This is a genomic window from Rhizobium ruizarguesonis (assembly GCF_012349115.1).
GTDB classification, from domain to species: domain Bacteria; phylum Pseudomonadota; class Alphaproteobacteria; order Rhizobiales; family Rhizobiaceae; genus Rhizobium; species Rhizobium ruizarguesonis.
On sequence record NZ_PQIG01000035.1, the window covers coordinates 136,352 to 150,421 of the forward strand.

Genomic DNA, 14,070 nt, shown 5'->3' on the forward strand with positions numbered 1-14,070 from the left:
ACCGACGCTTTGCCCCGCATTTGCGGCCTTTCCGCCGGGCGTCTGCGCGCATCAGAATTTTTCTTCACCTCTCCGTCATTTCCCTGTTGCATTTGAAAACCCGTTAGGCCATATAGCGCCGGTCGCCGCGAGGCGGCGCCCACGGTCCAACAACTACCCCGGACCGATGCGGATTGAGCGGGTGTAGCTCAGGGGTAGAGCACAACCTTGCCAAGGTTGGGGTCGAGGGTTCGAATCCCTTCGCCCGCTCCAGTTTTCCAATTGCCCATACCGAAGACACAGGTAACAGATTGTCCCTGAGCCAGGGGTGACAAGCTCGTGCCGAACGGGTTGTCGATGGTTTTGGAAGTCCTCTGCTCCAGATCGATATATCCCAGATCATAGTGCATGAAGCTGACGAGCCGGATGCCTCATTCCCAGCGCCTCGTGCGGGCGTTCTTCGTTGAATTCGCTGATGAAGTCATCGAAGCGTGCCCGCTGTTGAAGGGTCGTTCTGCCGGGCGGACGGGTGGCCTCCTTCTTCAACGTCAGATGCAGGCGCTCGTGGCGGCCGTTCTGCTGCGGATGGCCGGGCTTGATGCGTTCGATACCTGCCGAGCCTCAGCCACTGGACCGACGGCTTCGACAGGTTGTAGAGCCCGTTAGGGCCGGCAATGGCAGGCCTTTTAAGCCAGGGTCATACCGCCATCGACATGAAGCTCGATCCCGTTGACAAAGCTTCCTGCATCGGAGGCGAGGAAGAGTGCGGCGCGCGCCAACTCTTCTGATCGGCCGAGACGGCCGGCGGGGATCAGGGAAGACATGTAATCTTCGAATGCTGGCCGCTCGGCCTCCGATACGCCCAGCTTGGCGAGGATTTCCGTCTCGACCGGTCCCGGGCTCAGGATGTTGACGCGGATCCGCCGCGACTTGAATTCGATCGCCCAGTTTTTCGCAAAGGCGGCGATTGCTGCCTTTGAACCGGCATAGACGGTATGGTCCGGGAGGACCTTCGTGGCCGCCAGCGAGCTCGTAACGATGATGTTTCCGCCATCGCGGATCAGAGGGGCGATCGTCTGCACGCCGAAGAACACGCCGCGCGTATTGATTGCGAAATGCCGGTCATAGTCTGCCGGAGTCACCTCGGCGGAGGTGGTGAGATTGATGATCCCAGCATTGGCCATGTAGATGTCGAGCCCGCCGAAGCGGCTCTTGACGGTGTCCGCCAGCCTGCGATGATCTTCCAGGTCGGCGGCATCACCCACGAAGCCGATGGCCGACGGACCGATTTCTTGCACGGCGCGGTCGACAGCATCCTGCCGGCGCCCGGAAATGATGACCTGCGCTCCTTCTTCCGCGAACAGCCGAGCAGTCGCCTTGCCGATGCCGCTATTGCCGCCGGTGATAACGGCGACCTTGTCTTTAAGGTGTTGCATTGTTTATCTCCTTTCAACGAGAAATCAGATAAACGCTGCCACCCTTCGTCATTAGATCATGGGCGGGCACATGATCTGTGCCGCGGAGGTGCAAATGCCGAATCTGCTCAACGAGATGCCCGGATTGATGGCTTTTGTGCGGACGGTAGAGGCCGGATCGTTCAGCGCCGCGGCCCGCGATCTGGCGACGACGCCGTCAGCGGTGTCGAAGAGCGTGGCGCGGCTGGAAAAGAAGATTGGCGCCCGGCTGTTCCTGCGCTCCACGCGCGCCCTGATGCTTACCCAGGACGGGCAACTTTTCTTCGACCGCGTTGCGCCGCTGTTGCGGGACCTGGATGCAAGTGAAGAGGCGATCAGGTCCGACGTTGCGCCCTCGGGTCGCTTGCGCATCAGCATGCCTAGCGAAATGGCGCCTCTACTGCTGCCGCGCCTCTTCGGAAGCTTTGCAGCCGACTATCCGAACCTGCATCTCGAAGTCGGACTTACGGATCGGTTCGTCGATTTGATCAGGGAGGACTACGACGTTGTGCTGCGCGTTGGAAATCCCGCGCCGGGAGACCTCATGGTTCGTCACCTGGCCGACCTGCCGATGGCGATCGTCGGGTCTCCGGCCTTTCTGAAGACCTGGGGCAATCCTGCAACTGCAGAAGCGCTGGCGGCTCTGCCCTTTGCCCGCTATGCACTGGGTGGTATCACGCAGCCTCTGCGCCTGCCGGACGGGACGAGCTTCATTCCCTCCGGGCGCGTCGATTGCGACTCAGGGGCCGCACTCATTCAGGCTGCGCTGAGTGGGCTGGGAGCGGCCTATCTTCTACGATGTCTGGTCGCGAAAGACCTGGCAGACGGCACGCTTGTTACACTCGCGGCGGGGTTTGCGTTCCCTAGCGCTCCCTTTAATGCGCTGCACGCCTTTGGCCGCACCGTGCCGTTGCGCGTAAAACTGGTCTGCGATTTCATCGCCCGCGAGGCAAAAGCCCTCGAAGCCATCTGAGCACCTGATGTTGGGATCGGTCAGAATCCAGGTCCGCCGGTCTCGCGCATCGTCGAGGTAAGGTCTCCCATGCCCCGATCGGCTCACCGACGGAGCGGAGATATCGGATGCCGACCCTAAGCTCGAAGCAGTCGAGAACCACGTAAACGACGATCCCGAAGGCCAGGATGTCTATGCGGATCATTGCGGGACGTTTCTCTCGCGGTTGCATCCAACAAATCGGCGAAACCCCGGGCGATTGCCGCATGCGCATGCGTCAACAGCAATTGCTCTGCAGCGGCAGCAATCGTTCTGGCGCAGCCGCAGATCGGTTTCGCTAGATCATTAGAGGACACGCCAGCAGTGAGTGTGTCGCCGATCGCTAAAGACTTCACCCGCATTGACCGCGCCTCCAGCCCAGGAAGCGTAAGCCACCCAGGATTAGCACCAGGATAGAACACAGGAGTTTTCAAAGATGAACCAGATGATCAATAACACTCAGGAGGCAAGCATGAAACTGGACAACACCTCACATCCCAGTAGACCGGCACCCGAAGAGCTGGTTCCGTCGCGCTACGCGGTGCGGATCGGCGAGATTGACGTACTGGTGATCAGCGATGGGGTGCTACCGCTCCCAACCGTGATGTTGGGACACAACGCCGAGCCGGCCGCCCGGGCTGCCTGGCTGGGCGACATGTTCCTGCCGCAGGACGCTTTCGACTGGGCACTGAACGTGGTCGTGGTGCGCAGCGGCGGACAGACCATCCTTATCGACGCTGGGCTGGGCCTCGACCCGGACTTGAACTTGCCACGGGCCGGGCAGTTGATGAAGCGGCTGGCTGCCGCCGGCATCGACCTGGCATCCGTGACCGACGTGGTGCTGACCCACATGCACATGGACCACGTTGGCGGGCTGCTCGTCGACGGCGTGAAGGAACAGCTGAATCCGGACCTGCGGATCCATGTGGCCGCTGCCGAGGTCAAATTCTGGGAGTCGCCCGACTTCTCCCACGTCTCGATGCCGGCGGGCTTCCCTGACGCGCTGCGGGCAGCCGCCAAACGGTTCAGCAAGGACTATCAGAGCCAGCTGCGGCTGTTCGAGGATGAGCATGAGGTGGCGCCGGGCGTGGTCGTCTCTCGTACCGGCGGCCACACCCCCGGGCACAGCGTGGTCCGCGTTGCCTCAGGCAACGACCGTCTGATGTTTGCCGGCGACGCCGTGTTCGCGGTCGGGTTCGACCATCCCGACTGGCACAATGGTTTCGAACATGACCCCGAGGAGGCTGCCCGCGTTCGGGTTCGGCTTTTGCAGGAGCTGGCAGCGACCGGCGAACTGCTGGTGGCAACGCATATGCCGTTTCCTTCCGTTGGCCATGTCGCGGTCGACGGCGATGCCTTTCGTTGGGTCCCGGTCTTCTGGGACTACTGACCGCTTGTTGAATTAAGGCCGAACCAGAGCGTGCATCCTTGAAGGCCGTGCTCGGCCTTCAAGCCCGAGCTTCAATCAGGCCTTCACCTATCCACCTATTCAACCACGCGCACCGCATGGGCGCGCAGCAAATGGAGTGTCTTATGAAAATCGTGATTATCGGCGGAACCGGCCTGATCGGTTCAAAGACAGCAGAGCGCCTGCGCAAGAAAGGGCATGAGGTCATTGCCGCTGCCCCGAAAACCGGCGTTAATACCCTTACCGGGGAGGGCTTGGCGGAAGCACTGAAGAATACCGACGTGGTGATCGACCTCGCGAACTCGCCATCCTTCGAGGATAAGGCCGTGCTTGAATTCTTTCAGACGGCGGGCAAGAACCTGATGTCAGCGGAAATCGAGGCCGGCGTGAAACACCACATCGCGCTTTCCATCGTCGGCACGGATCGGTTGCCGGATAGTGGCTATCTTCGAGCCAAGGTCGCCCAGGAAAAGATCATCCGGGAAGCCGGCACTCCCTACACCATCGTGCGTTCCACCCAGTTCATGGAATTTCTCGGCGGCATCGCCCAGGAGGGCACGGTTGGCGACACGGCCCGCTTGTCGACAGGTTCCCTGCAGCCGATTGCGTCCGACGACGTCGCCGATTTCGTGACTGACGCGGCGCTAGCCGCGCCGGTTAACGGCATTATCGAAATCTGCGGCCCCGAGCGTGCGCGTCTCTGCGATTTCGCCGCGCGCTACCTCAAGGCGATCGGAGATCCCCGCACCGTTGTCGCAGATCCGGATGCCCGCTATTTCGGCACCAAACTGGAGGACGGTTCACTCGTCTCCGACAATCATCCTCGCATCGGCCGTATCGGTTTCGACGATTGGTTTGCGACAACGCCCAGAAAATAACGAGTTGCGCATTGGCCGCCTGATAAGCGGCCCATGCGCCCGTAGCACTACATTTTGATGGCTACGCAAAACATCGAAAAGATGTTTGAAAACAATATGTTATAGAAATATACAATCTACTCCAAATCACGAAAGGACGATAAACATGATCAAGTCATTGGCTTTTGCCGTCGCATTGACGGCTCTCCTGTCAGGTTCGGCTCTTGCGCATGATGCGCCCGGTGGCGGGGAGGGCGCAAAGATTACGCTGGTCTATGACCACAAACTGCCGAACGTACCCGGCAAGAGCATGAAGGGCGTTCTCGTCGAATATGCTCCGGGCGGTTTCTCGGAGGGCCATACACATCCAGCGTCCGCCTTCATATACGCGACCGTTCTCGAAGGCGCGATCCGCAGTCAGGTCAACGATGGCCCCGTTACTGTCTATAGCGCCGGTGAAAGCTTTTCGGAATTTCCGGGCGATCGCCACGGTGTCAGCGAAAACGCCAGCAAGACTAAGCCGGCAAAGCTCCTCGCTGTATTCGTGGTCGATACCGCTGAGCAGGAACTGACCTTCCCAATCAAGAAATAGCCGATCTGGCCGGGCACACGATGTCGTGCCCGGCAGTTCATTGACGCAAACCATGATCGGTTGACCCAGCTATGTCAGGTGATGACAACTTCCTGCCGCTCGTCCGTGTGGCACATACAGGGCGGAAACCGTCCGACAGGTCGCCTGATCGTCCAGATCCTTTTCCTTACCGGCATGAGTCTCGTGCCTTTTAGAGAAATCATCGATGAGAGATGAGTTGCGTCCGGAACAAGCCGGAATATGGCAAGCTGCGCTCTTTTTCAGAGCGCAGCCTTATGTCGGGATCCGATCACAGTTTGGTCACATGCTCCGGATCAGCTGAGGCCAGCGCAGCGGCCCGCTCGGGCTTCGGCGGATAGATCCAGACGGTGTTGATCTCCTGCTTGGTCGCCTTCGCTTTCTCGCCGACCATCTCCACCTTGCGGTCCCATCCTCGCGTAAAGAGGGCTCCGGCATCGCCGAGGTCGAGGCAGGTGACATAGGCTTCCTGATGATATTGCCGTGCTGGCACGCCCAACAGTTCAGCGGCGGCATTGTTGCCCGCGAAGGCGCCCATGCGTGTGGCGTGCTGGCACGACATCAGTGCATAGTTGCCGCAGTCGTCGCAAGCGGCGCGCGCCGCATCCCCGGTGGCGAAGACGCCGGGTACGGACGGCACGCGCAGGCAGCCATCGACCAGCAGCCGGTCGAACTTGTCACGCTCGCCGGGAATTTTGGTGGTCAGCGGATTGGCCCGTATGCCTGCCGCCCAGATCACGGTCATGGTTTCGATATGCTCACCGGTACTCAGCGTAACTCCGGATCTATCCAGCGATGAAACGCCGGCATTGAGCCGCGTTTCCACACCGAGCTCGCGAAGTGCGTCCTCGATGATCGGCCGCGGACCTTCGCCCATGTCGGGGGCTACCGCGCTGCTGCGGTCGACGATAATGACACGCGGATTGGCGGTTTTGTCGAACAGGGTCCGCAGCCGCGAAGGCATCTCGGTCGCCGCCTCGATACCGGTGAAACCGGCGCCGGCAACAACGATTGTGTCGCGCGCGGCCGAGGCCGGCATCTTCGCAAGCTCGTGCAGGTGGCGATCAAGGGCAATGGCGTCATCGACGTTATCGACGCTGAAGGCGTATTCCGCGAGGCCGGGAATATTCGGACGGAACAGCCGGCTGCCGGTGGCGAGCACAAGGCGATGATACTGAAGGGACTTTCGTTCGCCCTTGGCATTGACGACGTCTACGGTGCCGGCCTTCGTGTCGACCGCTTCAACACTGCCCTGCACGTAGGCGACATCGACGGCATCAAATACATCCTGCAAAGGTGCCGTCAGGCTTTCGGGCTTCGGCTCGTAAAGCCGGGGGCGGATGACGAGCGTCGGTTCCGGGGACACCAGCGCGATTTCGAGCTCTTCGGGCGAAACGCCTTCGATATCACGCAGGCGGGCTGCGGAAAGTGCGGCGTACATGCCGGCGAACCCGGCGCCTACAATCACAAGTCTCATGTTATTCACTCCGTGGTCTGTAGTTTCAAAGGGTCGCGCGTCACCGTTGCCGCTCCCGATGGGCGGCGAGATGGTCGGCAACGATGGCGCGCGGATTGGTGAAGCGATGTCGCTCAGGCGGTGATAAAGGCCAGCATGTCGGCATTGACGACATCTGCATGGGTCGTGCACAGACCATGCGGCAGTTTCTCGTAGATTTTCAGCGTGCCGGCCTGCAGGAGCTTCGCCGACAATGGAGCGGCAGCACCGATGGGAACGATCTGGTCGTCATCGCCATGCAACACCAGCGTCGGCACGGTGATGCTTTTCAGGTCCTCGGTGAAATCCGTCTCCGAGAATGCCTTAATGCCTTCGTAATGCGCTTTCGCGCCGCCCATCATGCCCTGGCGCCACCAATTTGAGATCACCGCCTGCGACGGCTCGGCACCCGGGCGGTTGTAGCCGTAGAAGGGGCCGCTCGGAAAATCGCGATAGAACTGCGAACGGTTGGCAGCGAGCTGGCTGCGCAATCCGTCGAATGCCTCGATCGGCAAACCGCCGGGATTGGCGCCGGTCTTCAACATCAATGGCGGCACGGCCGCAATCAGGATCAGTTTGGTAACGCGACCTTTGCCGTACCGCGCGACATACCGCGCGGCTTCACCGCCGCCGGTAGAGTGGCCGACATGGATCGCGTTGCGAAGATCGAGGTAGTCGATCATTGCGGCAACATCGGAGGCGTAGTGATCCATGTCATGACCGTCGCTCACCTGGCTCGATCGGCCGTGGCCGCGGCGATCATGAGCGATCACGCGAAAGCCTTTGCCGAGGAAGAAGAGCATTTGATTATCCCAATCGTCGGAGCTGAGGGGCCAGCCATGGTGAAAGACGATCGGCTGAGCGGACTTCGGTCCCCAGTCCTTGTAAAAAAGCTGAACACCGTCGCTGGTTGTAATGGAGGTCATTGTGCTGATCCTTTGGAGAATATTTGTTTCGGCGCCCGTCATCGCCGGACGGACAGTTGCTAAAATCGGATATGCAAGCCGCTACGGGTCGCTTCGTTGCGACCGACCCGTAATCGGTGTCCCAGACCATCCTTTGTCTCCGCAGGATCCATTGGTATGGGCACAATGGTGGTTTAGCGAAACACGTCTACGGCTGCGCCAGAGGGATTGGCGCCATTGCAGAGCAATTGCGGTTTTGCGGGTGCTGCCGCAGTTCATCGCCCGGCGTTTTACCGGTCAGCTTCGGCAATGTGGCGGCCAAGGCTGTTTGCGAGGCGCAGTCATGTGAGGTTGCGACCAACGCCATGCCAGGGGGATTGCGCGGCATGGTCGTCGCGGGCTCGAACCGATGGCGTGGAAGCGAAGAACCGAACCGTCGGGAATCTGAGGCGAGGGCGAAAGGAGATTGCGGTCAGCCGTGGCGGCGCCGCCAATCAGTCGGTGTTTCACCGGTCAATTTTCGGAATGCAGCTGCAAATGCTGTTTGCGAGGCATAGCCGAGGGAGGCTGCGACCAACGCGATCGAATTTTGAGGATCGCGCAGCATGTTTATGGCTTGCTCGAGCCGATATTGACGCAGCCAGTTGTGAGGTGAAAGCCCCGTGCTTTCTTTGAAAGCGCGACAGAAATGAAAACGCGACAGCCCGGAATCGGCAGCGAGGGCCGCGAGGGAGACGTCCGCGTCGGCGTCCGACCGCAATCGTTCGATCGCCCGGCGCAGCACGCTCGGCGCGAGGCCGCCGAGCGCCGGCTGATAGCTCGGCGCCTTGCCTGTGTGCGCGGCCAGCAGGCGCGTGGCCAGAAGGTCGGTCAACTGCTGCCTGAACAGTGTATCCAGTGCCGTATTGCCTTCCAGGACATCGGCTGCGCTCAGGAGCAATCGGGATGTAATAAGGTCCGGATGCGCCGTTCGCTCCAAGAGATCGGTCGGCGTGAAAGTATCGGTTTCGTCGGCGATGCGCGTCAGCGTCGAGCGGGGAAGATAGAGCTGAACGACATCAACCGGTTTTGGAATATCCCATCGGGAGCTTGATCCAGCCGGGATGATGATCACAACCCCGCGACGAAACGTTCCGCTCTCGATCGATCTTCCGGACCGCCGTTCCATGCGCTGTATCGCGCCGTTGTAAGCCATGATGACGTGGTCCGTCATGGGCTCGACGACATCATGCAAGGGGCCGTGATTCCAGTGGGCGATTGCACCACCGGAGGGGTCTGAAGCAAGATGAATTGGCGCAGTCCTCAGAACGCGCGACATCTCGTTTGCAGGATTGTGGTCAGCAGCCGGCATTTCGTCCCGGCGCGCCTCGATTGTCTCATCCGGCGAGCTCTCGAGAGGATCGCTGGAGCTAGGCAAGCTCATGGTTGCGCGCTCGTTGACAGGCGCTGCTTATGTGCGATCCCGACAACAATCGCGGGCTCATTGAGCATCCGCCTATGGTGGCCGACGTCGTCAGTCCTACTACCCATGACATGCCCCAATGTCGCGAGCGATTTCGCCGTGCTTCTGATTATTCGCATTGTGCGATGCAGGGTAAATATCAAAAACTTTCGAGGGAGAAAACCTATTCTCTAGGATAGGTTGCCTTTGCCATTGGACATCGTTCTCAACCGATAAAATTAAATGTTTGCATAGCGCCACGATTGACGCCCTTGCGCCAACGCACGGCAAGGGACCGTTTGGGTTCCGAAACTCATGTGGAGTGGGTGGGCGCATCGACTTCCTGTTCGGCGAACCTGTCGAGCGCATCGCTGGCTTCATCGGCCAGCCAGACCCCACCATAATCTATATAGCACTTCGGAATCCCGAAATTGGTTGAGGTTTTGAAATCGTTGGATGTTTCCCCGCGGCGGCACCGCCCAAAACGCGACGAATTTCGGAATCCCGAAGCGGGGGAATTTCGGGATCCCGAAGTGGGCTTTTTTCTTTACGGCGACGCGGCCGCGTTTGTCGGCAGCCCGGCATCCGACGGAAAAAACCGAGTCGGCCGGAGGCTCACCAATTACGGCACTTTCCACCTCAACGCCGGCTTAGAAGATCAAGTTTGTAATTTATTTTGGTTGATTGGTTCGTTTGTAAACTTATTGTCGAGGTAAAAGGACGCGTCTTCGGAGCGGACCCCAATGTTCAATTTATCGCAGCACGAACTCCTTCGGGCGATACCGGTCCGTACCCAACGCATCACCGCCCATGTCTTCCTGATTGCTCCCAACATCAACTGAGGTTTCCCATGCGCATCGCCGTCGGTGGCATTCATACCGAATGCAGCACATACAATCCCGTCCTGAACGAGGAGAAGGATTTTCGAGTATTACGCGGCGAAGCGCTGCTGGCCGCGCCCTATTTCGCCTTCCTCGGGGATTATGACGCGGAATTCCTGCCGACGATCCATGCGCGCGCCATTGCCGGCGGCCCGGTTTCACGCGCCACCTACGAAGCCTTCAAGGGCGAATTCCTCGAGCGGCTGAAGCCGATGCTGCCGCTCGACGGCCTCTACCTCGCCATGCACGGCGCCATGTATGTCGAGGGCATGGAGGATGCCGAGGGCGACTGGATCAGCGCGGCCCGCGCGCTGGTCGGCGAGGATTGCACGGTCTCGGCAAGTTACGACCTGCACGGCAACGTCACCCAGCGCATCATCGATGCGCTCGACATCTATTCCACCTATCGCACCGCGCCGCATATCGATGTCGAGGAGACGATGCGCCGCTCCGTCTCCATGCTGGTGAAGAGCCTGAAAACCGGCGAACGGCCGACCCTTCTCTGGGCGCCGATCCCGGTCGTGCTGCCTGGCGAGCGCACCAGCACCGTCGATGAGCCGGCAAAGGGCCTCTATGACCTGCTGCCCGGGATCGATGCGATCGATGGCGTTTGGGATGCATCGCTGATGGTCGGCTATGTCTGGGCCGACGAACCGCGCGCCACGGCCGCCGCCATCATGACCGGCACCGACGGCGCCGTGCTGGAACGCGAGGCTAAACGTCTCGCCAAGGCCTATTGGGATGCGCGCGAAGACTTCGTCTTCGGCTGCGAGACCGGCTCGCTCGAAGAATGCGTCGAAAGGGCGATCGCGAGCCCGACCGCCCCTGTTGTGCTCGCCGAATCCGGCGACAACCCCACAGGCGGCGGCGTCGGGGACCGGGCCGATGTACTGGCCGAGCTTATCGCCAGGGATGCCACCGGCGTCGTCTTCGCCGGCATCGCCGATAAGGCAGCGACCGAAGCCTGTTATGCCGCCGGCATCGGCGCGGAACTGGAGCTCAGCGTCGGCGCCTCGCTCGATACCAAGGGTAGCAAGCCCGTTCACGGCCGCTTCACTGTCAAATTCCTGCATGAGACATCAGATCCCACTGACCGCCAGGCGGTGGTTTCGGTCAGTGGTATCGATCTGGTGCTCTCCGCCAAACGTCGGCCCTATCACAACATCGTCGATTTCACCCGGCTTGGCCTCGACCCGCACCAAGCGAAGATCATCGTCGTCAAATCGGGCTATCTCTCGCCGGAACTGGCACCGCTCGCCAATCCGAACTTGATGGCGCTATCAACCGGTGTCGTCGACCAGTTCGTCGAACGCCTGCCGCGGCTGCGCAAGCAGCATCCGACCTACCCCTTCGACAGGGATTTTGCCTTCGAGCCGCAGGTCTTTCTTTCCGCACGCTCGACGCCGGCCTGAGTTTCACCTGAACCAATTGCATTTTTGGGATGAGATTGTCGATCGCTGCGCCGCCCTGTCGCCGCGATCGACTGTTTTCCCGTATCGCGGCAATAGTGGGAATTGAGCAAAAAACGGGCAGATTTCCATTTGCACAAAAAAGCGCTTGACGGTCGGCGCGATTTGGTTTGGACTGAACCAATAGAAAATTGGTACGGACCATTTAAGCGAATGCCGATGGATGAGACGCAGGGCAATTCGAATTATGCGCTGGAGAGGCTGAGGGCTCTGCTGCGGTCCGACAGTCTCGACGCCGACGGCAAGCTGCCGACCGAGCGCACCCTTTCGGAAATGCTTGGCGTCGGCCGCCGTGCCGTCCGCCGCGCCCTCGAAGTGCTGGAGGCCGAGGGCCGCATCTGGCGCCGCCAGGGCTCCGGCACCTATGCCGGCCCGCGCCCCGACGGCTGGAGCGATCATGTCGGCTCGATCGTTGCCGGTACCGATCTCATGGAAGTCATGGAAGTGCGCCTGCGCATCGAACCGCAGCTCGCCCAGCTTGCCGCCATGCGCGCCAAGGCCGCCGATATCGAGCGCATGTATGATCTGGTGAAGAAGATCTACGAAAGCACCGATGCCGACGGGCGCGAACTCTGGGATGGGGCGCTGCACCGCCAGATCGCCCAATGCGCCGGCAACGGCTTCTTCCTCACCATCTTCGACGTCATCAACCGGGTACGACAGGACGAGGCCTGGCAGACGATCCGCGAGCGCGCTCGCAGCGCCAGCCGGACGCGGCCCGTCACCTTTAACCAGCACACGGCGATCGTCGATGCGATCGCCGCCCGCGATCCGGCCAGAGCCGGCGAGGCGATGCGCCAGCATCTGCTGACGCTGCAGGAAAGCCTCATCCGCATCACCTCGCTCGATCATAGCGAAACGGAGGTCGACAAGACCCTCGCCTGAGCTGGGAGAGAAAATACGGGCGGACCATAACCGCCGGAATGGAAGCAGAAACCAAACAAAAATAGACAGAGGAGAATGGAATGAAGATCGCCAAATTGCTGACCATCGCCGTTGCCGGCGCACTGTTTGCACTTCCTGCCTTCGCCGTCGACCTGAAGATCGGCCTGCAGGACGATGCCGACGTGCTCGATCCCGCGCAGTCGCGCACCTTCGTCGGCCGCATCGTCTATACCGCGATGTGCGACAAGCTGGTCGACGTCTCACCGGACCTGAAGATCGTGCCGCAGCTTGCCACCGAATGGAGCTGGTCGGCCGACGGCAAAGAGCTCACCATGAAGCTGCGCCAAGGCGTCAAGTTCCATGACGAGACCCCGTTCAACGCCGAAGCCGTCGTCGCCACCATCGAGCGCAACATCACCCTGCCGGAATCACGCCGCAAGAGCGAACTGACCTCGGTCGCAAAGGTCGAGGCGACGAGCGAATACGAGGTCAAGTTCACCCTCAAGGCGCCCGACGTCACCCTTCTTGCCCAGCTGTCCGACCGCGCCGGCATGATCGTCTCGCCGAAGGCCGCCAAGGAGCTCGGCGCCAAGTTCGGCGATCACCCGGTCTGCGCCGGCCCGTTCAAGTTCGTCGAGCGCGTCCAGCAGGACCGCATCGTGCTTGAAAAATTCCAGGACTACTGGAACAAGGACAAGATCTTCATCGACAAGCTCACCTATCTGCCGATCCCGGATACCACGGTGCGCCTCGCCAACCTGCGGTCCGGCGATCTCGACATGATCGAGCGTTTGGCCGCGACCGATGCTGAAGCGGTGAAGGCGGATTCGAGCCTCGTCTATGCCGATGCCGTCGGCACCGGCTACATGGCGCTCTACACCAATATCGGCAACGGTGCGCGCGCCGACAATCCTTTCGGCAAGGACAAGCGCCTGCGCCAGGCCTTCTCGCTGGCGATCGATCGCGATGCCGTCAACCAGATCGTCTATGAAGGCACGGCCATCTCCGGCAACCAGCCCTTTCCGCCGAGCAGCCCGTGGTTCGACAAGGATATTCCCGTCCCCGCCCGCGATCTCGACAAGGCCAAGGCGCTGATCAAGGAAGCCGGCTTCGACCGTGTGCCGATCGAGCTGCAGATCCCGAACAATCCTGTCGCCATGCAGATGATGCAGATCATCCAGTCGATGGTCGGTGAAGCCGGCTTCGACGTCAGCCTGAAGTCGACGGAATTCGCTACGCTGCTGAGCGAGCAGACCGCCGGAAATTATCAGCTCAGCCGTTCTGACTGGTCCGGCCGCGTCGATCCCGATGGCAACATCCATCAGTTCATCACCTGCAAGGGCGGCATCAACGACACGAAATACTGCAACGCCGAGGTGGACAAGCTGCTGAACGAAGCCCGTGCGTCGACCGACGAGGCCGTGCGCAAGCAGAAGTATGATGCCGCCGCCGTCATCCTGAACGACGATCTGCCGATCATCTATCTCGGCCATCAGTCCTGGATCTGGGCGCTGCACAAGAACATCACCGGCTTCGTTCCGTCGCCGGATGGGATGATCCGCCTCGTCGGCGTCAAGAAAGCCGGCTGATCCCTGGAGCATGATGCCGAAAAGTGTGAGCGGTTTTCGGACGACATCATGCTCTACTTTTTGATTTGGATCCGGATGATTTTAGGCCGCTCCGGCCTAAAATCAT

Annotated in this window: 12 protein-coding genes, 1 tRNA gene and 1 pseudogene; 9 read left to right on the forward strand and 5 right to left on the reverse strand. The window is 60.5% G+C overall.

Going from position 1 to position 14,070, the window contains the following annotated elements:
- The first annotated feature begins 177 nt into the window (after window positions 1–177).
- Window positions 178–252, forward strand: a tRNA-Gly gene (locus tag C3Y91_RS05065).
- A gap of 59 nt (window positions 253–311) precedes the next feature.
- On the opposite strand, the pseudogene C3Y91_RS38670 reads toward C3Y91_RS05065, so the two are convergent.
- Together C3Y91_RS38670 and C3Y91_RS05075 are read right to left on the reverse strand one after the other, a co-directional pair.
- Window positions 312–652: pseudogene (locus tag C3Y91_RS38670) on the reverse strand (integrase core domain-containing protein); the annotation flags it as partial.
- Between the two features lie 13 nt (window positions 653–665).
- On the reverse strand, window positions 666–1,415 hold the full coding sequence (locus C3Y91_RS05075) for an SDR family NAD(P)-dependent oxidoreductase (protein ID WP_130656607.1): 750 nt from the start codon (window positions 1,413–1,415) through the stop codon (window positions 666–668).
- Window positions 1,416–1,473: 58 nt separating this feature from the next.
- Between C3Y91_RS05075 and C3Y91_RS05080 the strand changes: the two genes are divergently transcribed.
- The 4 genes from C3Y91_RS05080 to C3Y91_RS05095 all read left to right on the forward strand — a co-directional run bounded on the left by C3Y91_RS05080 (window position 1,474) and on the right by C3Y91_RS05095 (window position 5,281).
- Window positions 1,474–2,406 (forward strand): LysR family transcriptional regulator, encoded by a 933-nt coding sequence (locus C3Y91_RS05080; protein WP_024320449.1) that lies wholly within the window; start codon window positions 1,474–1,476, stop codon window positions 2,404–2,406.
- Window positions 2,407–2,860: 454 nt separating this feature from the next.
- Window positions 2,861–3,814, forward strand: a complete 954-nt coding sequence (locus C3Y91_RS05085; protein ID WP_018497623.1) for an MBL fold metallo-hydrolase — start codon at window positions 2,861–2,863, stop codon at window positions 3,812–3,814.
- Between the two features lie 143 nt (window positions 3,815–3,957).
- Window positions 3,958–4,710 carry an SDR family oxidoreductase gene (locus tag C3Y91_RS05090; protein ID WP_024320450.1) on the forward strand — a complete coding sequence of 251 codons (753 nt, stop codon included), beginning with the start codon at window positions 3,958–3,960 and terminating at the stop codon, window positions 4,708–4,710.
- Between the two features lie 145 nt (window positions 4,711–4,855).
- Window positions 4,856–5,281 carry a cupin domain-containing protein gene (locus C3Y91_RS05095; RefSeq protein WP_130656608.1) on the forward strand — a complete coding sequence of 142 codons (426 nt, stop codon included), beginning with the start codon at window positions 4,856–4,858 and terminating at the stop codon, window positions 5,279–5,281.
- 289 nt (window positions 5,282–5,570) lie between these two features.
- Here the strand turns inward: C3Y91_RS05095 and C3Y91_RS05100 are convergent, their stop codons facing one another.
- The 3 genes from C3Y91_RS05100 to C3Y91_RS05110 form a co-directional block, all read right to left on the reverse strand.
- Entirely contained in the window at window positions 5,571–6,776 is a 1,206-nt protein-coding gene (locus tag C3Y91_RS05100; protein ID WP_130762467.1) for an NAD(P)/FAD-dependent oxidoreductase, read from the reverse strand.
- 113 nt (window positions 6,777–6,889) lie between these two features.
- On the reverse strand, window positions 6,890–7,720 hold the full coding sequence (locus C3Y91_RS05105) for an alpha/beta fold hydrolase (protein ID WP_020052076.1): 831 nt from the start codon (window positions 7,718–7,720) through the stop codon (window positions 6,890–6,892).
- Window positions 7,721–8,171: 451 nt separating this feature from the next.
- Window positions 8,172–9,122, reverse strand: a complete 951-nt coding sequence (locus C3Y91_RS05110) for a helix-turn-helix domain-containing protein (protein WP_130656612.1) — start codon at window positions 9,120–9,122, stop codon at window positions 8,172–8,174.
- 449 nt (window positions 9,123–9,571) lie between these two features.
- Here C3Y91_RS05110 and C3Y91_RS05115 point away from each other — a divergent pair, with 449 nt between their 5' ends.
- The 4 genes from C3Y91_RS05115 to C3Y91_RS05130 all read left to right on the forward strand — a co-directional run bounded on the left by C3Y91_RS05115 (window position 9,572) and on the right by C3Y91_RS05130 (window position 13,964).
- On the forward strand, window positions 9,572–9,856 hold the full coding sequence (locus tag C3Y91_RS05115) for a hypothetical protein (protein WP_165411044.1): 285 nt from the start codon (window positions 9,572–9,574) through the stop codon (window positions 9,854–9,856).
- A gap of 134 nt (window positions 9,857–9,990) precedes the next feature.
- Window positions 9,991–11,433: a M81 family metallopeptidase gene (locus C3Y91_RS05120; protein ID WP_130656613.1), complete on the forward strand. Its 1,443-nt coding sequence runs from the start codon at window positions 9,991–9,993 to the stop codon at window positions 11,431–11,433.
- Window positions 11,434–11,643: 210 nt separating this feature from the next.
- The gene (locus C3Y91_RS05125; protein WP_018497615.1) at window positions 11,644–12,375 is read left to right on the forward strand and encodes a FadR/GntR family transcriptional regulator; all 732 of its coding nucleotides are present in this window, start codon (window positions 11,644–11,646) and stop codon (window positions 12,373–12,375) included.
- Window positions 12,376–12,455: 80 nt separating this feature from the next.
- The gene (locus C3Y91_RS05130) at window positions 12,456–13,964 is read left to right on the forward strand and encodes an ABC transporter substrate-binding protein (protein ID WP_018072022.1); all 1,509 of its coding nucleotides are present in this window, start codon (window positions 12,456–12,458) and stop codon (window positions 13,962–13,964) included.
- Window positions 13,965–14,070 lie beyond the last annotated feature (106 nt).

Excerpts from the sequence above, each read along its gene's own strand:
- C3Y91_RS05110 (WP_130656612.1), bottom strand. The coding sequence starts at position 9,122 with ATGAGCTTGCCTAGCTCCAGCGATCCTCTCGAGAGCTCGCCGGATGAG.
- C3Y91_RS05105 (WP_020052076.1), bottom strand. The coding sequence starts at position 7,720 with ATGACCTCCATTACAACCAGCGACGGTGTTCAGCTTTTTTACAAGGAC.
- C3Y91_RS05100 (WP_130762467.1), bottom strand. The coding sequence starts at position 6,776 with ATGAGACTTGTGATTGTAGGCGCCGGGTTCGCCGGCATGTACGCCGCA.
- C3Y91_RS05120 (WP_130656613.1), top strand. The coding sequence starts at position 9,991 with ATGCGCATCGCCGTCGGTGGCATTCATACCGAATGCAGCACATACAAT.
- C3Y91_RS05080 (WP_024320449.1), top strand. The coding sequence starts at position 1,474 with ATGGGCGGGCACATGATCTGTGCCGCGGAGGTGCAAATGCCGAATCTG.
- C3Y91_RS05095 (WP_130656608.1), top strand. The coding sequence starts at position 4,856 with ATGATCAAGTCATTGGCTTTTGCCGTCGCATTGACGGCTCTCCTGTCA.
- C3Y91_RS05130 (WP_018072022.1), top strand. The coding sequence starts at position 12,456 with ATGAAGATCGCCAAATTGCTGACCATCGCCGTTGCCGGCGCACTGTTT.
- C3Y91_RS05085 (WP_018497623.1), top strand. The coding sequence starts at position 2,861 with ATGAACCAGATGATCAATAACACTCAGGAGGCAAGCATGAAACTGGAC.
- C3Y91_RS05075 (WP_130656607.1), bottom strand. The coding sequence starts at position 1,415 with ATGCAACACCTTAAAGACAAGGTCGCCGTTATCACCGGCGGCAATAGC.
- C3Y91_RS05125 (WP_018497615.1), top strand. The coding sequence starts at position 11,644 with ATGCCGATGGATGAGACGCAGGGCAATTCGAATTATGCGCTGGAGAGG.
- C3Y91_RS05090 (WP_024320450.1), top strand. The coding sequence starts at position 3,958 with ATGAAAATCGTGATTATCGGCGGAACCGGCCTGATCGGTTCAAAGACA.